Origin of the sequence: Corynebacterium sp. Marseille-P4611 (genome assembly GCF_916618765.1) — a bacterium.
GTDB classification, from domain to species: Bacteria; Actinomycetota; Actinomycetes; order Mycobacteriales; family Mycobacteriaceae; genus Corynebacterium; species Corynebacterium marquesiae.
In genome coordinates, this window is sequence record NZ_CAKAKD010000001.1 from 1,937,651 (window position 1) to 1,957,003 (window position 19,353).

The window sequence follows — 19,353 nt, forward strand, 5'->3', positions numbered from 1 at the left end:
ATTCCTCTCGTTTCGAAAGGAACCGGATAAAAGTCACATTTAGCCATCGAAGCGGAACCAACGGACCGCAGCGAACGACGCCACCGCAAGCCACGCCAACAAGGATAGGAGCTCGAGGCCGGGGAAGATGGAATTAGAGGCGTCGGTAAGCGCGCCTGCTAGGGCGACGGTCGGCACCGCGTTGAGGATGCCATTATCGCCCAGGCCCTGGGAGTAGAGGGTCCATCCGACTACGCCGAGGAGCAGGAACCAGATGAGATTGGCCAGTGCGAGTACCACCTCAGAGCTGAGGGTGCCGCCGAGCAGCAGCCCCATGGCGGTAAAAGCAGCAACGCCAAAAGATAGCGAAAGAATCATGAGCAGCACCCCGCCCAGGCTGATACGGAGACCCAGGATATAGGCAGCTATGCCCAAAACGAGGATTTGGAATACCACCATGGTGAGCACGCCGAGGATCTTGCCGCCAATAATGGCCCATGCGGGCACACCGGACGCGCCGGTGCGTTTAAGGGCCCCGTAGCGCCGGTCAAAGGCAAGTGAAATGGCCTGACCGGTAAAGCCTGCGGAGGTGGCCGCTACTGCAAGCACCATGGGAAAAACCTCGTGCAAGCCATGTCCGGTGAGCGACTCTAGGTGGGCCGCGCCAATGAGCAGGGCCAGCGGTATGATGACGCTCAGCAATTGCTGTTCGCCGTGGCGCAGCATGAGTTTTGCTTCCATCTTTCCTTGCGCGAGCAACATGGCGCCGGCGCTAGCCCGTTTGGGGGCGGGGGTAAAGGTTCCAGGGTTAAAGGTAGTGCTCATGTGGTGGCTTCTTTCCGCAACGCAGTTTATTGAACTCGATCCTGGTGGAGGGCGCAGCTAGCTGCGCAAATGGCGCCCGGTAAGGTCAAGGAAGACCTCCTCTAAGTTGCGGTGGGCTGCGTCTAAGCGCCGCAGCAGGACTCCTTGGCGGGCAAGTTCGGCGCTCAGCGCGGCAATCGTCTCGGGTGTGCCGGCCTGGGTCAAGCGGTAATGCAGCGGCCGGGATTTGATCGCTCGAATTCCGGCCTCAGCCAAAGCCTCCATATCAACATCGATATCGGTGCTGAAACTAAGCCCTGCCGAGTCCGACTGGGCGGTAAGTTCCGCGGGGGAGCCGTGGGCTACCAGCTCGCCATGATCCATGATTGCCACTCGGTCCGCTAGTGACTCCGCTTCATCCATGAGGTGGGTGGTAAGAACAATGGTGACTCCATCGCGCCTCAGGGCTCGAACAAGGTCCCAGACCGCCAAACGGGATTGTGCATCCATGCCAGCGGTGGGCTCATCGAGAAAAACTAGTTCAGGCCGACCGATGATTGCTAGAGCGAGGGAAAGGCGTTGTTGCTGCCCGCCGGAGAGTCTGCGATAGGGAGTCCGGGCTACTCCTTCCAGCCCGAGCGTTTCCAGTAGCCAGTGCGGGGGGAGGGGATGGGCGCTGTAGCTAGCGGAAAGTTCTAGCATTTCCAGAACGCGGATGCCGGAGTAGGAACCACCACCCTGCAACATGATGCCGACCTTTTCGCGCACCTTGTCCGGTGCGGAACTCGGGTCTAGCCCGAGGACGTCGATTGTGCCGCTGGTGGGGTGGATAAAACCCTCTGACATCTCAATCGTCGTGGACTTCCCGGCGCCATTGGGGCCAAGGAGGCAAAAGACCTCACCTGTGGCAACGCTAAGGCTTAGACCGTTAACGGCGGTGGTGGAGCCATATTTTTTCACCACGTTGTCCACGGTGAGGGCTGGGCTATCGGCTGAAATGGAATTCACGTGGGATTAGTTTAGGACACGGATTCCGCTGCGCCGCACTGCAACCCACCACAGGGTGGCGATGACGGCGAAAGTGCAGGCTGCCGACACGTAGATGATGATGATAGTGCTGGGCGGCAACCCGAGGCCGCGCGGCAGTACAAAGAAGCTCATAGCTGCCGAATAGGCCACGACGCAAAAACGGAATATAAGCCGGTTGGCCCATGCGGCCAAAGGCAGTACCGCCCACAGGATGTACCACGGATGGACGACGGGAAAGAAGATAACCAGCACTAAGGAGGCGGTGCCGAGTCCTCCCACAGGGTGAATGCGGCCGCGCAACGTTGCAAAGAGCATGCGGGCCATGAAAGCTACTGCCACCAGCACGCCAAAGGTACGGGTTACGGTGAGAATAGCTTCGGTGTGGTCACCTAGACCCAGCAGCATTCCGATGAAGCCGGTGCCCACGCCTACGGCGGTGGAGGTAGAAAGCCACGAGCGGATGGAGGCCGCGCCGCCTTGTCCCGTGATCCACCCCAGGCCAATGCCGGTCAAGGCGCTAATGAGGGCAATGGTTGCAATTAAAATAACTAGCTGCAGGGCAATGGCGTAGGCCAAGGCCTTCCAGCGTGGTGCACCGTCCTTGTCTATCAGGTGGCGGGCATAGGCCATCCCTACAAAACCTAGTCCAATAAAGCCGGTTACCTTGACCATTCCGGCGCAGGACAGACAAAATCCAGAAGCAATTAGTGCTAGGTAGGCACTGCGCGTGGATTTTTCCAGCTTGTCGACGCCCCGCAGGCCCAGCTCCATACCCACTAGGAGCAGGCCCAACATGATGGACTCATTATGGATTCCGCCCACCAGGTGCAAGATAGTGAGTGGGTTGAGAATGCCGAGCCATAGGGCGGATTCTGGAGATACCCGGCAGCGCCGCGCGAGACAGCTAATTGCCCACCCAGCAACCATTATGCCGGCGATGGATAAGAGCCGGTGGGCGATTACTCCCAAGAGGATGGAATTTGAGGTAACTGCGCTCACCACTCCAGCGAGCCCGAGCGCTACGGGGCCATAAGGGGAGGGGGAGTTAGCCCAGATAAACGGTACGGATCGGGCGAGCTCATCACCCGCGCCAAGCAATTGCACTGGTCCTGCAGAATACGGATCCATGCCCTGCATCACGATGGAACCGTTGGCCAAGTAGGAGTAGATGTCCTGGGTAAAGAGCGGGGCGGTAAATATCAGCGGGATGACCCAGCCGGCCCACGTGCGCCACAGCTGGTGTGTGGTGACGAGCCGGCGGGCGCGCGTTGGGGTGAGGGCACCTTCCTGGGGTTGGCGCAGCGGAGTGCCTACAAAAGGGGCCAGGAAAACCCAGGCGGCCACCAACAGGCCCACTCCCACCATGACTAGGGCAGAAGAGGTCTGCAGCATGCGGGACATGAGGGAGCCAAAAGGCACGTTGTCATAAGGGTTTCCCACTACTGGGAGAGCGCCGGCTCCCAACGCGCCGAAGGCGATAAGCAGAGAACCCACTGTGCCCACCCAGCGCAGGATAAAAAACGTCCGCCATTGGGCGGTGGTGGTGCGCTTTAGGCCATCCGCATTGGCAGGGACAAAATCAAAACGCGAATCAGGTTCCGCGGCTCCGGTGTCCTCGGCGTGTAGTTGCGCAGACCGAGAACCAGCGGTGCCCAACTGCGGCAGCTCGGCCTTGACGCCGGAAAGAAAGCCGCGGAATTTGCCTGTCATGGGATAAGACCTTACGCGAATCCTCCGTCCCAACCCCAGCAGGCCCGCCCTTTTAGCGCGCGCAGCACCGCCGGTTGTGGCGATGAGGGGATCTAGCCACCCCCGTGCCACGCCGAAGAATGGCCAATGGTGGCATTCCGGAATGAATTAAGGAACACTAGTGTTGTCTAATAAAGGAGGCACAGCTGGACTGCGGTGCGGCTCACGGAATTACGGGAGTCGGTTGCAGGGCGGCTGTAAGTGAGCGAAGCACGAAGGGAGGTCCCAGCATGAGCACACCTCAGCGCGTAGAAACTACGCACAAGGCGGCTAAGGAATCCCGCACTACGGACGGCGATACCCGCCGGCAGGTGATGCTGTTGCTGCTGAAGGACGGGCCCGTTACCGCTTCCCACTTGGGTGAACGCCTTGGCCTTTCTGCTGCCGGAATCCGCCGGCACTTAGACAATTTGGTGGAAGAGGAACTGACGGAGGTTGTGCGCCGCCGCCCAGTTACCCGCAATTCAGCGGGTAGCGGCTCTGGTCGCGGGCGACCAGCCAAACACTTCCGCCTCACTGATCGTGGCCGGGCGCAATTCGGCCACGCCTACGATGATTTGGCCTCTGATGCCTTGACGGCGCTACGCGCCGTCGGCGGGTCTGAGGCTGTTAAGCACTTTGCCAAGGTCCGCTTCGAGCGACTCGTTGCAGACGTGCGTCCCTTGATAGAAGAGGGCGAATCTGTAGAGGACGTGGCCCGTAAGCTGGCTGAGGTCTTGGACGGGCACGGGTATGCCGCCACGGTGGACCGCGCTGGTCAGGGAGTGCAAATCTGTCAGCATCATTGTCCGGTCTCCCATGTGGCGGCCGAGCATCCGGAGCTGTGTGAGGCGGAACAAGAAGTCTTTTCTGCTCTATTAGGCAAACACGTACAGCCTTTGGCCTCCATTGCTGGCGGTCACGGGATCTGTACCACGAACATCCCCTTGACACCCGTTAATACAAATACTGAAAGGAGCGAGTCATGACCCAGGCACAATCGGCACCCGAGAACAAGATGACCGATGATGAAATTATTGATTCCATTGGTGCATACGAGTACGGCTGGCACGACTCGGACGCGGCTGGTGCTTCTGCTCGCCGCGGCTTGAACGAAGATGTAGTACGCGATATTTCCGCCAAGAAGGGCGAGCCGGAATGGATGCTTAACCAGCGCCTGAAGGCACTCAACATCTTTGATAAGAAGCCCGTTCCCACCTGGGGTGCGGATTTGTCTGGCATCGACTTCGACCAGATTAAGTACTACGTGAAGTCCACTGAGGAGCAGGCCCAGACCTGGGAAGACCTCCCAGACGACATCAAGGCCACCTACGATAAGTTGGGCATTCCAGAGGCTGAGAAGCAGCGCCTCGTTGCCGGTGTGGCAGCCCAGTACGAGTCCGAGGTTGTCTACCACCAGATTCGTGAGGACCTGGAAAGCCAGGGCGTTATCTTCGTCGATACTGATACCGCACTGCGTGACTACCCTGAGCTTTTCAAGGAGTACTTCGGCACCGTTATCCCGGCCGGTGACAATAAGTTTTCCGCGCTGAACTCCGCTGTGTGGTCCGGTGGCTCCTTTATCTACGTGCCCAAGGGCGTGCACGTAGACATTCCACTGCAGGCTTATTTCCGCATCAACACGGAAAATATGGGCCAGTTCGAGCGCACCCTCATCATCGTCGACGAGGACGCTTATGTTCACTACGTCGAGGGCTGTACCGCTCCTATCTACAAGTCGGATTCCCTGCACTCCGCAGTAGTGGAGATCATCGTGAAGAAGGGCGGCCGCTGCCGCTACACCACCATTCAGAACTGGTCCAGCAACGTCTACAACTTGGTGACCAAGCGCACCAAGGTAGAAGAAGGCGGCACCATGGAATGGGTCGACGGCAACATTGGCTCCAAGGTCACCATGAAGTACCCGGCCGTATGGATGACCGGTCCTTACGCCAAGGGTGAGGTTCTCTCCGTTGCCTTTGCTGGTGAGAACCAGTTCCAGGACACGGGCGCCAAGATGACTCACATGGCTCCGCACACCTCTTCCAATATCGTGTCTAAGTCGGTTGCCCGTGCCGGCGGTCGCGCCGCTTACCGCGGCTTGGTGCAGGTTAATCAGAACGCGCACCATTCCACCTCTAACGTCGAGTGCGACGCGTTGCTGGTGGACAATATCTCGCGTTCGGATACATACCCGTATAACGACATCCGCAATGATCACGTCACGCTGGGTCATGAGGCAACCGTTTCCCAGGTTTCTGAGGAGCAGCTGTTCTACCTGATGTCCCGCGGTATCGCGGAAGAAGAAGCAATGGCGATGATCGTGCGTGGCTTCGTTGAGCCGATTGCTAAGGAGCTGCCGATGGAGTACGCCCTCGAGCTCAACCGCCTCATCGAACTGCAAATGGAAGGATCGGTCGGCTAAAGAAAATGGTCGCTTCGAACGAATTCAATCCGGATAAGATTACCAAGGGTGATGTCTTTACCTCCACCAACGTGGAGGACTTCCCGGTGCCGCACGGCCGCGATGAGGTGTGGCGCTTTGTCTCCCTGCGCAAGCTCCGTGGACTGCACAATGGCGAGTTCGCTGAGGCAGTGGCACAGGACGTCACCGTGAGCGAACATCCCGGCGTAAGCTCCGAGACCGTCGCACGCGATGACGAGCGCTTGGGCCGCGTTGGTACCCCGTCTGACCGCGTTGCGGCACAGGCATGGACTTCTATGCCTGAAGGCCAGGTTGTCACCATTGACGCCGAGGCTCAGGTGGAAGAGCCCGTGGTCATTACCTACACCGGCAAGGGCGAGGGCGTAACTTCCTTTGGTGCCACCTCCATCGAGGTAGGCCACCATGCGGAAGCCACCGTTATCTTGAAGTACGTCGGTTCTGGCACCCACGCGGATAACGTCGAGTTTATCGTGGGCGATGGCGCTCACCTGACCGTCGTTGTTGACGTTGATTGGGAAGACGATGCCGTGCACCTGTCTAACCACGTGGCACAGCTCGGCCGCGATTCTGTGCTGCGCCACAACTCCGCCATCTTTGGCGGCGAGGTGGTACGCATCGTGCCTCGCGTGAACTTCACCGAGCAAGGCGGCGACGCAGAGCTGCTGGGCGTCTACTTCGCTGACGAAGGCCAGTACTTTGAAAACCGCATGTTGGTGGATCACTCCGTCCCTAATTGCCGCTCCCACGTCCTTTACAAGGGCGCACTGCAGGGCACCAAGGACAATGAGGCCCGCACCTGCTGGGTGGGCGATGTCCTTATCCGCTCCAATGCTCAGGGCACCGATACCTACGAGACCAACAACAACCTGATTCTGACCGAGGGCGCTCGCGCGGACGCAATCCCTAATTTGGAGATTGAGACCGGTGAAATTACCGGTGCAGGCCACGCGGCCACCGTTGGTCGCTTCGATGACATCGAGTTGTTCTACCTGATGTCTCGCGGTATTCCAGAGGCTGAAGCCCGCCGCCTCATCATCCGTGGCTTCTTCAATGAGGTCATCCACCGTATTCCGGTGCAGTCCCTGTCCGAGGAATTGGAAAACCGCATTTCCGAAGAACTGGAAAAGATCTCCGCCTAAATCTTTCATAGAAGGAAAACCACACACATTATGTCTACTCTGGAAATTAAGAACCTCCACGCCCAGGTGCTGCCGACGGAAGAAGGCGGCGAGCCGAAGGAAATCCTCAAGGGCGTTAACCTGACTATCAACTCCGGCGAGATCCATGCGATCATGGGTCCGAACGGTTCCGGCAAGTCCACCTTGTCTTACACCATCGCCGGCCACCCAAAGTATGAGGTTACCGAGGGCGAGGTGCTTCTCGACGGCGAAAATCTGCTGGAGATGCCCGTCGACGAGCGCGCTCGCGCCGGCCTCTTCTTGGCGATGCAGTACCCAACTGAGGTACCAGGCGTAAAGGTCTCTCAGTTCATGCGCTCTGCAGTCACCTCCATTCGCGGTGAAGCACCGAAGCTGCGTGAATGGAACAAGGAGCTTACCCAGGCCCGCGAGAATTTGAAGATTGATAAGTCCTTCATCTCCCGCTCCGTCAACGAAGGCTTCTCCGGCGGTGAGAAGAAGCGCCACGAAGTCATGCAGCTGGATATCCTGAAGCCGAAGTTCGCAGTTATGGACGAAACCGACTCCGGCCTGGACGTTGACGCTCTGCGCATCGTGTCTGAGGGCATCAATAGCTACCAGAAGGAAACCAATGGTGGCATCTTGATGATTACCCACTACAAGCGCATCCTGAACTACGTTAAGCCGGACTTTGTGCACGTCTTTGCAGACGGTCAAGTCATCAAGACCGGTGGCGCTGAATTGGCAGATCAGCTCGAGTCTGACGGCTACGACCAGTTCCTGAAGTAAGGACCGACCACGGGCCGGTCAACCGCGACTATCTAAAGAAGATTCATGACTGGATTTGATGTAAACGCAATTAGGGAACAGTTCCCGATCCTCCAGCGCACTGTGCGCGGCGATAAGCCACTGGTGTACCTGGATTCGGGTGCTACCTCCCAGCGCCCGCTGCCGGTATGGAAGGCGGAAGAGGAGTTTGTGCTGCACACGAACGCCCCTGTTCACCGCGGTTCCTATCAACTGGCAGAAGAGGCCGATGATGCCTACGAATCGGCGCGGCAAGCTATCGCCGCATTCGTGGGTGCGGACCGCGACGAAATCGCCTTTACCAAGAACGCCACCGAGGCCCTGAACGAAGTTGCCTATGTGCTGAGCGACGAGCGTGCGGGAGACCTCTACGTGGGCGAGGGCGACACCGTCGTGATCACCGAATTGGAGCACCACGCCAACTTGGTGCCGTGGCAGGAGCTCTGCGCTCGCACTGGCGCTACGTTGAAGTGGTATTCCATGACCGAAGACGGCCGTATCGATCTTGACTCGCTCGAGCTCGATGATTCCGTCAAGGTAGTTGCGTTTACTCACCAATCCAATGTCACGGGTGCCGTGGCGGACGTGGATGAACTGGTGCGCCGCGCCCGCGCGGTGGACGCCATGGTCGTCCTCGACGCCTGCCAGTCGGTGCCACATATGGCGGTGGATTTCCACGCCTTGGATGTGGATTTCGCGGCCTTTTCCGGCCATAAGATGTGCGGGCCCAGCGGCGTGGGTGTGCTGTACGGCAAGGATGAGCTGCTCAAGAAGCTGCCGCCCTTCCTGACCGGTGGCTCCATGATTGAGATCGTCAAGATGGAAGAGACCACCTTTGCCGAGCCCCCGACGCGCTTTGAAGCGGGCACGCAGATGACCAGCCAAGTGGTTGGCCTTGGCGCAGCGGTGAAGTTCTTGGAAGAAGTGGGCATGGACAATATCCACGCCCACGAAAAGAAGCTCACCGAGCGCGCATTGCGCCAGCTCAAGGAAATCCCTGGTCTGCGCATCATTGGTCCAGAGACCACCGAAAATCGCGGTGACGCCATTTCCTTCACTGTGGAAGGCGTTCACCCGCACGACTTGGGCCAGATCCTCGATGACCACGGTGTGTCCATTCGCGTTGGCCACCACTGTGCGTGGCCACTGCACCGCGCCTGCGGCGCACAGTCCACCGCCCGCGCTAGCTTCTACCTTTATAACACCGAGGAAGAAGTAGATAAGCTGGTGGACGCAATCAAGGCTGCCCGCGAATTCTTTGGAGTTGCCTCATGAACCTAGATTCCATGTACCAGGACGTCATCCTGGATCACTATAAGAACCCCCAACACGCCGGCCTGAGGGAGCCGTATCAGGCCGAGGTCCACCACGTGAACCCGTCCTGCGGCGATGAGCTCACCCTGCGCGTGCGCCTTTCGGACGACGGCAAGACCGTAGAGGACGTCTCCTATGACGCGGAAGGCTGCTCCATTTCGCAGGCTTCCACCTCGGTTATGGCTGAAGAGATCGTGGGGCTGCCGCTTGCGGAAGCCAATGAGAAGCTGGCCGAGTTCGAAAAGATGATTACCTCTCGTGGCCAAGAAGAAGGCGATGAAGACCTCATCGGTGACGGCGTCGCCTTCGCCGGTGTGTCCCAGTACCCAGCGCGCGTAAAGTGTGCGCTCCTCGGATGGAAGGCCTTCCAGGCTGCATCCGCCGATGCACTAACTGAAGTGGAGAACTAGATGACCGAACCCGTAGATCCTTATCAGAACGAGAACTCTTCATTCTCCGGCAGCGGCGAGCGCCCGGAGCAGACCGAAGAGCAGATTTCTAAGGCCTTTGATGTCACCGAATTCATGCGTGACGTCATTGATCCCGAGCTCGGCATTAACGTCGTTGACCTGGGCCTCGTCTATGACCTTTGGTTCGAAGAGGACAATGGCAAGGAAATCGTCATGATTAATATGACGCTGACTTCGCCAGCGTGCCCGCTGACCGATGTCATTGCAGAGCAGGTCGAGGACATCGTCAAGGCCAATAAGCTGGCCGATGCCGTCCGCATCAACTGGGTATGGATGCCGCCATGGGGCCCGCAGATGATCACTGAGGAAGGCCGCGAGCAGCTTCAGGCCCTCGGCTTCGCGGTCTAAAGTCGCGTATTAAACACACGCCCCCAGCAGCGCATTTCTCGGATTAGGAAAGTGGCTGTTGGGGGCGTTAGTGCGTCTTAGCGTTGGCCGCGTCAATTGCTAGACTATTTCTTCGTGATTGTAACCAATGATTTCGAAGTCAGGGTAGGAGCGCGCACGCTTCTCGACGCCCCCGGGCAGCACCTCCGCGTGCAGCCCGGCGACCGCATCGGCCTCATCGGCCGCAACGGCGCGGGCAAGACGACGACCATGCGCATTTTGGCAGGGGAGACGGAGCCTTATGGCGGCTCTGTGACCCGCTCGGGCCCCGTTGGTTATTTGCCCCAGGATTCCCGCGAGGGAAATATCGAGCAAACGGCGCGCGAGCGTGTTCTTTCCGCACGCGGTCTAGATGACCTCAAGCGCCGAATGGCGAAGCAACAAGAGCTCATGGAATCGGCCACGGACGATAAATTCCGGGATAAGGCTATCCGTAAGTATTCCCGCTTAGAGGAGCAGTTCGAGTCGCTCGGCGGCTATGAGGCTGATTCCGAGTGTGCGCAGATCTGCGATAATCTGGGCCTGCCACAGCGTGTTTTAGATCAGAAGCTTAAGACTCTTTCGGGCGGCCAACGCCGCCGCGTGGAGCTGGCACAGATCCTCTTTGCCGCTACCGAAGGCTCCGGCAAGTCCCAGACCACTCTGCTCTTGGATGAGCCAACTAACCATTTGGATGCGGACTCCATTACGTGGTTGCGCCAATTCCTGTCCAAGCACGAGGGCGGGCTCATTATGATTTCCCACGACGTCGAACTGCTTGAGGCCGTGTGCAATAAAGTATGGTTCCTCGATGCGGTCCGCGGCGAGGCCGATGTGTACAACATGGGCTATAAGAAGTACCTCGATGCGCGTGCTACCGATGAAGCGCGGCGTCGCCGAGAGCGCGCCAATGCGGAGAAGAAGGCGTCTGCACTGCAAAAGCAGGCGGCCAAACTCGGTGCCAAGGCAACTAAGGCCGCCGCGGCAAAGCAGATGCTCCACCGTGCTGAACGCATGATGAGCGAGCTCGATGAGGTCCGCGTGGCCGATAAGGTGGCTAATATCAAGTTCCCCGAGCCGGCGCCGTGCGGCAAGACGCCAATGAATGCCAAGGGCCTGACCAAGATGTATGGCTCGCTGGAGGTCTTCGTGGGCGTAGACCTCGCTATTGACAAAGGCTCTAGGGTGGTCGTTCTCGGCTACAACGGTGCAGGTAAGACCACCCTGTTGAAATTGCTGGCCGGTGTAGAACGCACCGATGGTGAAGGTGGCATCGTCAGCGGCCACGGCCTGCGTATCGGCTACTTCGCGCAGGAACATGACACCATCGACCCGGATAAGTCCGTGTGGCAAAACACCATCGATGCCTGTCCTGACGCGGATCAGCAGGAGTTGCGCGGCCTGCTTGGCGCCTTTATGTTTTCCGGCGAGAAGTTGGAGCAACCTGCGGGCACCCTCTCCGGCGGCGAGAAGACGCGCCTTGCACTGGCCGCCTTGGTCTCCAGCCGCGCGAATGTCCTGTTGCTAGACGAGCCGACCAATAATTTGGACCCAATTTCGCGCGAGCAGGTGCTTGATGCACTGAAAACGTATACGGGCGCTGTGGTGCTGGTGACGCACGATCCGGGTGCGGTTAAGGCACTGGATCCGGAACGCGTGATCATCATGCCCGACGGTGATGAGGACCTGTGGTCCGATGACTATATGGAGATCGTGGAGCTAGCTTAGGGATTTATGAAGACACTGCTGGAGAGGATGCCCGCCTGGCGGGAGAAGTTTTGGCTCATCCCCGCCGTGGCGGTGGCCATGGCCGCGATAGGCGCGGAATTGCTCATTGCGGTTGGTAGCAATTTTGATGTGTCGGCCACGCCCTTTTATAACGGCAGCGCCGATAGCGCGCAAGGGATTTTAAGCGCGGTAGCAACCTCGTCACTCTCCTTGGCCGGCACCGTCTTTTTCATCACACTGACCGCGCTATCCGGTGTCGTCACGGTGATGGGCCCGCGCCTACTACACGAGTTTTTAAAGGATCGCTCCATTCAATCCACGTTGGCGATCTACCTGGCAACCTTTATTTTTGCGCTCCTATCCTTGCGCGCGGTCCGTACCGGCGGCGGTGGGGAAGAAGAATATGTTCCTTCCCTCAATGTAGCCGTCACGGTGCTGCTGGCCATCGGCTGCGTTGTCTTCCTTATCTACTTCATCGTGCACATTGCGCAATCGATTAGCATGTCCCACGTGGTACACGTCGTTGCCCAAGATGTAGAAAGCCACATGCGCCGGCTCATCCGCCGCGGTGAGGAGGAAGAGAAAGTACATGCGCCGGGGCCAGAGTTCTACACGAACGCGCAAGAGCGCCGCAGTAGTGGGACTGGCTATCTCAAATTCGTGGACTATGACGCCATTGCTCAGGCTGCGGCGCGGGAGAATTGCGCGGTGCATCTGAGCGTGGCACCGGGAGATCTAGTGCTGGAAGGCGAGGTCATTGCCCACGGCGTGCCGCGTTTGCCGGAAGATATGGAGCGTCACATCGTACTCACCCAGCACCGCGAAAACGCGTCTGCCCACGACCCTCGGTTTACCGCCCGGCACCTTGCAGAAATTGCTGCCCGCGCTTTGAGCACCGGCGTTAATGATCCATTTACTGTGATTGATATCATTGACCGCTTTACCCAGATCCTCACCGTGATTGGGGATAAGCGGCTTCCGCAGGGCATTGTGCATGTGGGCGGCGAGTTTCGGCTGGATTATCAGACCTTTAGCTATGCCGAAATCGTCGAGGCGATGTTTACACAGATTCGGCGCGACGCGGCCGATAATGCGGAGATTTACCTTAGCATGCTGGATAACCTCGCTAAGGTCGTTGCCCTTCTTCGCACAGCGGAACGCCGGCGCGTGCTTGATGACGCCGCCCAGGCCATCTACTCCGATGCCCGCCGCCAGGTAGGCGGCGAGGTGGAGCTGCAACAGTTAGAGGATTCCTACCAGCACTTCCAGGCCAACCTAGCTGCGTGGGCGGAATCCGATAAGCCGGGCGAAGAGCACGCCGCGGAGTAGCCCACGGCGCGGTTGTCGCTGGCGCTAGTTGCGGAATCCATGCACCGGCGCGGGGATGAAACCGCCGCGGTTAATGAACTGCGTATTTCCCACTTGATTGACCGGGATGACAGGGGCGTAGCCAAGAAGCCCACCGAAGCTGACCTCGTCGCCTACCTGGGCGCCAGGTACCGGAATGACGCGTACGGCGGTGGTTTTATGGTTCATCACGCCAATGGCGGCCTCATCAGCGATCATGCCCGAGATCGTCGCAGCAGAGGTATCGCCCGGCAGGGCAATCATGTCGAAGCCAACCGAGCAAATAGCGGTCATGGCCTCCAGCTTGTCCATGGAAATGGAGCCGGACTTGACCGCATCGATCATGCCTTTGTCCTCGGAGACGGGGATGAAGGAACCAGACAATCCGCCCACGCGGGAACAAGCCATCATGCCGCCCTTCTTAACGGCGTCGTTAAGCAGAGCCAAGGCTGCTGTGGTGCCGTGGGTGCCCACCTGGTCTAGGCCCATGTGCTCCAAGATGTGCGCAACCGAATCGTCTAATTCGGCGGTGGGGGCAAGCGAAAGGTCGATGATGCCGAAAGGAACGCCCAGGCGCTCCGAGGCCATGGTGCCCACCAACTGCCCGGCGCGAGTGATCTTGAAAGCAGCTTTCTTCACCTCTTCTGCAACCTGGTCTAAGCTGGCCCCCTCGAGCGAACCCAGGGCGCGGTCGACCACACCCGGGCCAGAAACGCCCACGGAGACCACACAATCGGGCTCCTCAATGCCGTGGAAGGCGCCGGCCATAAAAGGATTATCTCCCACGGAGTTGGCAAAGACCACGAGCTTGGCGCACGCAATGGCGGAATCATCCTTAGTTAGCTCGGCCGCTTCCTTGATGACCTCGCCCATCTTCTTGGCTGCATCCATGTTGATGCCGGCGCGAGAGCTGGCGATGTTTACGGAGGAACACACGACGTCCGTAGTAGCCAGCGCCTCGGGAATGGAGCTGATGAGTTTCTGTTCCGCGGTAGTAGCACCCTTTTCTACCAAGGCGGAGTAGCCGCCCACGAAGTTGACGCCAACCTCTTTTGCTGCCTGGTCCAGCGCCTTTGCCGCATCAACGGGGTTTCCCTCTACGCCGGCCACCACCAACGAGATGGGGGTTACGGAGATGCGCTTATTGACGATGGGGATACCGAGCTCGCCCTCGATGCCTTCGCAAACCTCGACGAGGCGCCCTGCCTGCTGGGTGACGCGGTCATAGATGGCCTGGCAGGTAGCCTCCATGGTGGAGCGGGTGCATCCGAGAAGCGAGATGCCCATGGTCACGGTGCGGATATCGAGACGATAGTTCTCAATCATCTCGATGGTGTCCAAGATATTGGTGGTATTAAATCGCGTACTCATATTAAATTTCGTTCATGGCGGTGAAAAGGTCTTCGGACTGAATGCGGATGGACTGATGCTTTTCCTCCGCCACGGGGCGCATGCGCTCCTTGATGGTCTGGATCGTGACTTTGTCCGCATCGAATTCGACGCGCAGGATCATGGTGAAGTATCCGCCCATGAGCGTCTGGGAGACGTCGATGACGTTGATATCGAGTTCTGCAAGGGTAGTGGTCACCGCGGCGATGATGCCGGTGCTATCGGCACCGGTGACGGTCATAATGGCATACATGCATGCAATTCTATCTTCTTGCCGGGCCCGCCGCGATGGTTTGTGCGTGTCAGATAGGTGAGGGCGTCTGCACCCCGGCCGCGCCGTTGTTACGGTGGGGAGGTATGACTGATAAGAAGAAGATTCTGTACATCGGTGGACACGGCAAGGTCGGACAGCTCACCACCCCTAAGCTTGTTGATGCCGGCCACGACGTCCACTCCCTCATCCGCAACCCAGAGCAGAAGGCCGAGATTGAAAAGCTCGGCGCGACCCCGGTTATGGCGGATATTACTGAACAAACCGTGGGTCAGTGGGCAGAGCTTTTCGCCGCTTATGACGCTGTAGTCTGGGGCGCCGGCAATGGCGGCCGAGGTGGGGCAGACCTCACCTGGGCCGTCGACCGCGATGGCGCCCTCGCTACCCTCGACGCGATGGACAAGTTGCAGCAGGAGGGCAAGAAAGTGCCTGCCTATGTGATGATCTCTTACGTCGGCTCCCAGGTAGCAACCACGGATCCTGCCGATGAGAAGTGGTATGCCTATGTGGAGTCTAAGAAGGAAGTAGACAACCGCCTTGTACAGGCCAGCTACCCGCACCTCATCCTCAAACCAGCGATGCTGACCGAGGAGCCAGCCAAGGGCATTGAGCAGATTGAGGATAAGATGCTGAAGGAGTCTTTGACTTCTTCCCGCGAGCTGGTTGCGGACGTCATCGTCGAGGCCCTTGGCCGCGAAAACCTGCCGGAATCCCCGCTTGCCTTCGTTGATGGCGACAATCCCGTAAGCTCCATCAAATAAGGCGCTAGACTGGCTGGCATTATGACTGTTAAGCCACCAGCTGTGCTTATTGATTGCGATCCCGGCATCGATGATTGCCTTGCCCTCATGTACTTGGCGGGCCTGCATCATGCCGGTGAGATCGAGCTGGTGGGCGTTACCACCACGGCCGGCAACGTCGAGGTCCACCAGACCGCGGCTAATGCCCGCTGGATTATGGACCTTTGCTCGCTTGCCGACGTCCCCGTGGCCCCCGGCGTACCCCAACCCCTCAAGGTGGATCTCACCACCACCCCTGAGACTCATGGCCCGACAGGGCTGGGCTACGCACATGCCCCCGCTGCCGCCGCCAGGCTGCAACAGCGCGATTGGCAGCAGGTATGGGAAGAGGCATTAGCCACCCACGACGATCTGCAGCTGATCGTTACTGGACCGGTCACCAACCTTGCTGCTTTCGAGGCAACCCATCGCGAGGCTGCCGCGCGCTTCGGTGCCATCACAATCATGGGCGGCGCGGTCAATTACCGCGGAAACACCACGCCAACTGCCGAGTGGAACTTTTGGGTGGATCCACACGCTGCATCCCAACATTTTCATTCAACTGCCCCACGCGTTCTCACCACGCTGTGTTCCCTCGAAGTAACGGAACAGTTTCTCATCACCCCGCAGCGCCTAGACGCGGCCTTGGAATTGTTGGGGGAGCACCCCACGGCACAAATCCTGCCGGACGTGCTGCGATTTTATTTTGAATTCCACCAGGCACAGGGGGAGGGATATCAAGCTCAAATCCACGATCTCTTGACCTGCATGATTGCTCTCGGTCGCATCAATGTCGACGCGATAGAAACCACCGTGGACGTCGAGGCGGAGTCGCCACTGCTGCGTGGCACGAGCGTTGCAGATTTGCGCAATCACTGGGACCGCGCCCACAACGCGCGGCTGGTAACAAGCGCAGACATGGAAGCCGCACACCACGAATGCGCGCGGGGATTGACGTTATTGGCTTCGCATTAGTGGCTTTTAGCACGCAGAGCCTCTACTATTATCCGCGGCGCACGTGCCGTGCGAGATCGCTTTCCGAGGTGACATAGGAAAGCAGCACCATCCGCGGTCGGCGTTTACTTTGCCCATTTTTTCGGTATGTGGATTTGGACTTTTACTGTGTCACAGCTTTCTCTCACCCCCGCCCGCAAGGTTATGGTCATCGCGGGTGCACTCATCGTCGCCGCAACTTGGATTTATCTGGTTCTTCTGCGTCCTACTGATTGGGAATCCGTTGCCGGCTCTACAGAGGCGCTCATTACCCTCGCCGGCTACCTCGTTGGCGCCGCGCTTCTTCTAGCCGGCACCGTTCCGGCACTACCGGCGCGAACCATCGCCATCATCCCGGTAGCGCTAGTGCTCAATATTGTTGTCGGCGAAATTATCGGTTCTATCGGCGTTCCGCTGTATATCGACTCCGTGGGAACAATCCTGGTGGCCGCGCTCGCGGGCCCCATCGCCGGATTGGCTACCGGTACATTGTCCTCCGTCGTATGGGGGCTGTTGAACCCTGCCGCTCTGCCCTTCGCCGCCGTGTCCGCCGCTACGGGGTTCCTCTCCGGACTGGTAATCAAGAAGGGCGCTTTCACTAAGGTGTGGTGGGTCATTCTCAGCGGCGCCATCATCGGAATCATTTCTGGCATGCTCGCCGCACCAGTGGCTGCCTTTGTTTATGGCGGTACCGCAGGTCTTGGTACGGGCGCGGTTGTTTCGCTCTTCCGCGAATTGGGCAATTCCCTCATCGCCTCGGTTACGCTCCAGTCCTTTATTTCGGATCCCCTGGATAAGGCACTGGTCTTCCTCATTGTCTGGGCAGCGTTCAAGGCACTGCCGCAGCGCACCCGAGAATCCCTCCAGCCACGTTAATGCTAGGCCTTCATCCCGCCACCGTTATCACGATCGCGGCCTGCGGCTGGATCCTTACTTTGGCCCTGAATACCCCGGTGGCGTCGGCAAGCGTAGCCCTCATCGCCCTAGCCTGCGGTACTGCCGCTACCCGCAACGCCTCCGTAATTTTGACAACTGTGGCGCTAAGCGCCCCAGCGGCCCTTTCCATGCTGGTCATTCACGCCCCCTACGGTGATGACCCAGTGCTGCCCCTGGTAACAAGCGACGGTCTGGTGCTCGCCGCCACCCTCACCCTGCGGTTCTGCGCCCTCATGGCCTGCTTCATCGCGGCCATGGCAGCGCTGCGCATTGCTGATATCGCCAAGTGGCTGCAAGTTTCGCGTGCTGGCCACAAGGTCGCGTATATCGTCGGAGCCTCCCTACAAACCCTGCCCCAAGGTGCGCATGCTTGGCGTTGCGTCCGTGAAGCCAACCAGCTCGCCGGCATCACCGTGACCTGGCGCAATACTATCTCGCGTGTCATTATTCCCGTTATCGCTCGACTCCTTACCCAAGGAACCCAACGTGGCCAGGCCCTAGCCGCCGTCGGATTCGACCAAGAAGGGCAACGCACCCTCCTGCGTCCTGTTGCCGATTCCATGGTCTCTCGCGTCATACGCCTGGTCATTCCACTAGTTAGCTTTGCGGTGGTGATTACTACATGGATCTAGCCCGCATTAAGCCCACCCCTGGGGCCATTTATCAAGTACTCGTCGAACCTGATACAGCCGTCGAAGACGTTGCCGTGCAACTAGCGGAACGCCTATCTACCGAAGCCATTATCGGCACAGATGCTTCCGCACAAATTAGCTTCCTGCGGGAAACGTGCATCGAAGAAGTAGTTTTAGGCCTTGAAAATGCCGGCGTGCCTGCCCCTGAAATGCAGCGGCGCGGGGAGCGAATGCTTCGCGCTGTAGGACTGTCTGACTATTGCGAACATGACCCAACACAGCTATCCGGTGGCCAAACACGCAGGCTTGCGGCTGCCTGTGTCGCCATTCGCGAGCCAAAAGTCATGATTGTGTGCGAACCTGCAGCCGGGCTAGACGCAAACTCGCGCACGCAAGTGGTTCGCCTCTTGCAGGAGTTGCCCGAAACCTGCGTCATTTCTATATCCAGTGCTTCCTGGCCAGAACTGGGTGGGCACATCATTGGAACAGACCCGCTCGTAGCGGCCGTCGACTTACCACGGGTTTCTGCAAGCCCCCGGACAGGGAGTATCGGTCCGCTAACGGCATGCAGGAGTGCAGCAAAGAAGAAATGGTGGCACTTTTCTCAACCCCGTGGCACTTCCTTCAGCGTCGGACCAGTAGAAATCCCTATCGCGAAATCTGCGGTTACGTGGCTTCGAGGCGATAATGGCAGTGGCAAAACCACGCTCCTGCGGGCTGCTGCTGGGCTCGATGGCGCCGGAGCTGTCCCGAATCCACCCGCTCTTGCCTTGCAATCGCCGTTTGATCAGGCGATATTTCCAATGGTGGAAGAACTCGTCCCCAATGACACCTTGCGCAACTTGCTGGGACTAAATCCGGCAGATCATCCTCTCGATCTACCATCGTCTCGCCTGCGGCTTGCGCAGATTGCCCACGTGATCGGGCAGCAGCGATCGGTGGTCCTGCTCGACGAACCAGACACCTTGCTTTCAGCTGCCGACCGCTGGCTCATGCACCAAATGATCCACCACGCACTGCAGTCCGGCAGCGCCCTGGTGGTTACCTGTCACGATCCTAAGTTTGTGGCTGAAATAGAAACCTATGCCGAAGTAACGGAAAAGACACTGCCGGCGCAGCAGCTATAAGCGCATACAAAATTGCTCCCGGCTATTTCCAACATCAGTTAAGACGCTGCCGGGAGCAAAAGTAGTTGT

At 58.7% G+C, this 19,353-nt stretch carries 19 protein-coding genes; 14 read left to right on the plus strand and 5 right to left on the minus strand.

Annotation, left to right across the window (positions count from 1 at the left end; genetic code table 11):
* Window positions 1–39 precede the first annotated feature (39 nt).
* From LG376_RS09295 to mptB, 3 genes are read right to left on the minus strand one after another with little or no spacing between them, the layout of a single operon-like run.
* Window positions 40–804, minus strand: coding sequence for an ABC transporter permease (locus LG376_RS09295; RefSeq protein WP_225746918.1), 765 nt, complete (start codon window positions 802–804; stop codon window positions 40–42).
* Between the two features lie 57 nt (window positions 805–861).
* The gene (locus tag LG376_RS09300; RefSeq protein ID WP_225746919.1) at window positions 862–1,791 is read right to left on the minus strand and encodes an ABC transporter ATP-binding protein; all 930 of its coding nucleotides are present in this window, start codon (window positions 1,789–1,791) and stop codon (window positions 862–864) included.
* Between the two features lie 6 nt (window positions 1,792–1,797).
* On the minus strand, window positions 1,798–3,522 hold the full coding sequence (gene mptB, locus LG376_RS09305; RefSeq protein ID WP_225746920.1) for a polyprenol phosphomannose-dependent alpha 1,6 mannosyltransferase MptB: 1,725 nt from the start codon (window positions 3,520–3,522) through the stop codon (window positions 1,798–1,800).
* 269 nt (window positions 3,523–3,791) lie between these two features.
* Here mptB and LG376_RS09310 point away from each other — a divergent pair, with 269 nt between their 5' ends.
* From LG376_RS09310 to LG376_RS09350, 9 genes are all read left to right on the plus strand, one after another.
* Window positions 3,792–4,529 carry a metalloregulator ArsR/SmtB family transcription factor gene (locus tag LG376_RS09310; protein WP_198493087.1) on the plus strand — a complete coding sequence of 246 codons (738 nt, stop codon included), beginning with the start codon at window positions 3,792–3,794 and terminating at the stop codon, window positions 4,527–4,529.
* Window positions 4,526–5,965: a Fe-S cluster assembly protein SufB gene (gene sufB, locus LG376_RS09315; RefSeq protein WP_005324837.1), complete on the plus strand. Its 1,440-nt coding sequence runs from the start codon at window positions 4,526–4,528 to the stop codon at window positions 5,963–5,965. The genes LG376_RS09310 and sufB overlap by 4 nt, the downstream gene beginning before the upstream one ends.
* 5 nt (window positions 5,966–5,970) lie before the next feature.
* Window positions 5,971–7,125, plus strand: a complete 1,155-nt coding sequence (gene sufD, locus LG376_RS09320) for a Fe-S cluster assembly protein SufD (RefSeq protein ID WP_005328395.1) — start codon at window positions 5,971–5,973, stop codon at window positions 7,123–7,125.
* Between the two features lie 30 nt (window positions 7,126–7,155).
* Window positions 7,156–7,914, plus strand: coding sequence for a Fe-S cluster assembly ATPase SufC (gene sufC, locus LG376_RS09325; protein ID WP_198493085.1), 759 nt, complete (start codon window positions 7,156–7,158; stop codon window positions 7,912–7,914).
* Window positions 7,915–7,959: 45 nt separating this feature from the next.
* Window positions 7,960–9,207 carry a cysteine desulfurase gene (locus LG376_RS09330; protein WP_225746921.1) on the plus strand — a complete coding sequence of 416 codons (1,248 nt, stop codon included), beginning with the start codon at window positions 7,960–7,962 and terminating at the stop codon, window positions 9,205–9,207.
* A complete protein-coding gene (sufU, locus tag LG376_RS09335) occupies window positions 9,204–9,656 on the plus strand; it encodes a Fe-S cluster assembly sulfur transfer protein SufU (protein WP_005324831.1) in 453 nt (150 codons plus the stop codon). Before LG376_RS09330 ends, sufU begins: the two co-directional genes overlap by 4 nt.
* The gene (locus tag LG376_RS09340; protein ID WP_005324830.1) at window positions 9,657–10,064 is read left to right on the plus strand and encodes a metal-sulfur cluster assembly factor; all 408 of its coding nucleotides are present in this window, start codon (window positions 9,657–9,659) and stop codon (window positions 10,062–10,064) included.
* Between the two features lie 114 nt (window positions 10,065–10,178).
* Window positions 10,179–11,810, plus strand: coding sequence for an ABC-F family ATP-binding cassette domain-containing protein (locus LG376_RS09345; RefSeq protein ID WP_225746922.1), 1,632 nt, complete (start codon window positions 10,179–10,181; stop codon window positions 11,808–11,810).
* A gap of 6 nt (window positions 11,811–11,816) precedes the next feature.
* On the plus strand, window positions 11,817–13,139 hold the full coding sequence (locus tag LG376_RS09350) for a DUF2254 domain-containing protein (RefSeq protein ID WP_198493081.1): 1,323 nt from the start codon (window positions 11,817–11,819) through the stop codon (window positions 13,137–13,139).
* Window positions 13,140–13,163: 24 nt separating this feature from the next.
* On the opposite strand, the gene LG376_RS09355 is transcribed toward LG376_RS09350, so the two are convergent.
* Both LG376_RS09355 and LG376_RS09360 read right to left on the minus strand, forming a co-directional pair.
* Complete coding sequence (locus tag LG376_RS09355) at window positions 13,164–14,528, minus strand: PFL family protein (RefSeq protein ID WP_225746923.1); 1,365 nt, start codon at window positions 14,526–14,528, stop codon at window positions 13,164–13,166.
* A 1-nt stretch (window position 14,529) separates the two neighbouring features.
* Window positions 14,530–14,799: an ACT domain-containing protein gene (locus LG376_RS09360; protein WP_198493077.1), complete on the minus strand. Its 270-nt coding sequence runs from the start codon at window positions 14,797–14,799 to the stop codon at window positions 14,530–14,532.
* Between the two features lie 104 nt (window positions 14,800–14,903).
* On the opposite strand from LG376_RS09360, the gene LG376_RS09365 reads away from it, so the two are divergent.
* From LG376_RS09365 to LG376_RS09385, 5 genes are all read left to right on the plus strand, one after another.
* Entirely contained in the window at window positions 14,904–15,578 is a 675-nt protein-coding gene (locus tag LG376_RS09365) for an NAD(P)H-binding protein (protein WP_198493075.1), read from the plus strand.
* A 21-nt stretch (window positions 15,579–15,599) separates the two neighbouring features.
* Window positions 15,600–16,571, plus strand: a complete 972-nt coding sequence (locus LG376_RS09370) for a nucleoside hydrolase (RefSeq protein ID WP_198493074.1) — start codon at window positions 15,600–15,602, stop codon at window positions 16,569–16,571.
* Window positions 16,572–16,697: 126 nt separating this feature from the next.
* Complete coding sequence (locus LG376_RS09375; protein ID WP_225746924.1) at window positions 16,698–17,465, plus strand: ECF transporter S component; 768 nt, start codon at window positions 16,698–16,700, stop codon at window positions 17,463–17,465.
* A complete protein-coding gene (locus LG376_RS09380) occupies window positions 17,465–18,157 on the plus strand; it encodes an energy-coupling factor transporter transmembrane protein EcfT (protein WP_225746925.1) in 693 nt (230 codons plus the stop codon). The genes LG376_RS09375 and LG376_RS09380 overlap by 1 nt, the downstream gene beginning before the upstream one ends.
* On the plus strand, window positions 18,148–19,284 hold the full coding sequence (locus tag LG376_RS09385) for an ATP-binding cassette domain-containing protein (RefSeq protein WP_225746926.1): 1,137 nt from the start codon (window positions 18,148–18,150) through the stop codon (window positions 19,282–19,284). Before LG376_RS09380 ends, LG376_RS09385 begins: the two co-directional genes overlap by 10 nt.
* Window positions 19,285–19,353 lie beyond the last annotated feature (69 nt).

What these genes read in the sequence shown, in the direction of transcription:
- LG376_RS09295 (WP_225746918.1), bottom strand. Translation starts at nt 804, where the DNA reads ATGAGCACTACCTTTAACCCTGGAACCTTTACCCCCGCCCCCAAACGG.
- mptB (WP_225746920.1), bottom strand. Translation starts at nt 3,522, where the DNA reads ATGACAGGCAAATTCCGCGGCTTTCTTTCCGGCGTCAAGGCCGAGCTG.
- LG376_RS09310 (WP_198493087.1), top strand. Translation starts at nt 3,792, where the DNA reads ATGAGCACACCTCAGCGCGTAGAAACTACGCACAAGGCGGCTAAGGAA.
- sufB (WP_005324837.1), top strand. Translation starts at nt 4,526, where the DNA reads ATGACCCAGGCACAATCGGCACCCGAGAACAAGATGACCGATGATGAA.
- sufD (WP_005328395.1), top strand. Translation starts at nt 5,971, where the DNA reads ATGGTCGCTTCGAACGAATTCAATCCGGATAAGATTACCAAGGGTGAT.
- sufC (WP_198493085.1), top strand. Translation starts at nt 7,156, where the DNA reads ATGTCTACTCTGGAAATTAAGAACCTCCACGCCCAGGTGCTGCCGACG.
- LG376_RS09330 (WP_225746921.1), top strand. Translation starts at nt 7,960, where the DNA reads ATGACTGGATTTGATGTAAACGCAATTAGGGAACAGTTCCCGATCCTC.
- sufU (WP_005324831.1), top strand. Translation starts at nt 9,204, where the DNA reads ATGAACCTAGATTCCATGTACCAGGACGTCATCCTGGATCACTATAAG.
- LG376_RS09340 (WP_005324830.1), top strand. Translation starts at nt 9,657, where the DNA reads ATGACCGAACCCGTAGATCCTTATCAGAACGAGAACTCTTCATTCTCC.
- LG376_RS09350 (WP_198493081.1), top strand. Translation starts at nt 11,817, where the DNA reads ATGAAGACACTGCTGGAGAGGATGCCCGCCTGGCGGGAGAAGTTTTGG.
- LG376_RS09355 (WP_225746923.1), bottom strand. Translation starts at nt 14,528, where the DNA reads ATGAGTACGCGATTTAATACCACCAATATCTTGGACACCATCGAGATG.
- LG376_RS09360 (WP_198493077.1), bottom strand. Translation starts at nt 14,799, where the DNA reads ATGTATGCCATTATGACCGTCACCGGTGCCGATAGCACCGGCATCATC.
- LG376_RS09365 (WP_198493075.1), top strand. Translation starts at nt 14,904, where the DNA reads ATGACTGATAAGAAGAAGATTCTGTACATCGGTGGACACGGCAAGGTC.
- LG376_RS09370 (WP_198493074.1), top strand. Translation starts at nt 15,600, where the DNA reads ATGACTGTTAAGCCACCAGCTGTGCTTATTGATTGCGATCCCGGCATC.
- LG376_RS09375 (WP_225746924.1), top strand. Translation starts at nt 16,698, where the DNA reads ATGTGGATTTGGACTTTTACTGTGTCACAGCTTTCTCTCACCCCCGCC.
- LG376_RS09380 (WP_225746925.1), top strand. Translation starts at nt 17,465, where the DNA reads ATGCTAGGCCTTCATCCCGCCACCGTTATCACGATCGCGGCCTGCGGC.
- LG376_RS09385 (WP_225746926.1), top strand. Translation starts at nt 18,148, where the DNA reads ATGGATCTAGCCCGCATTAAGCCCACCCCTGGGGCCATTTATCAAGTA.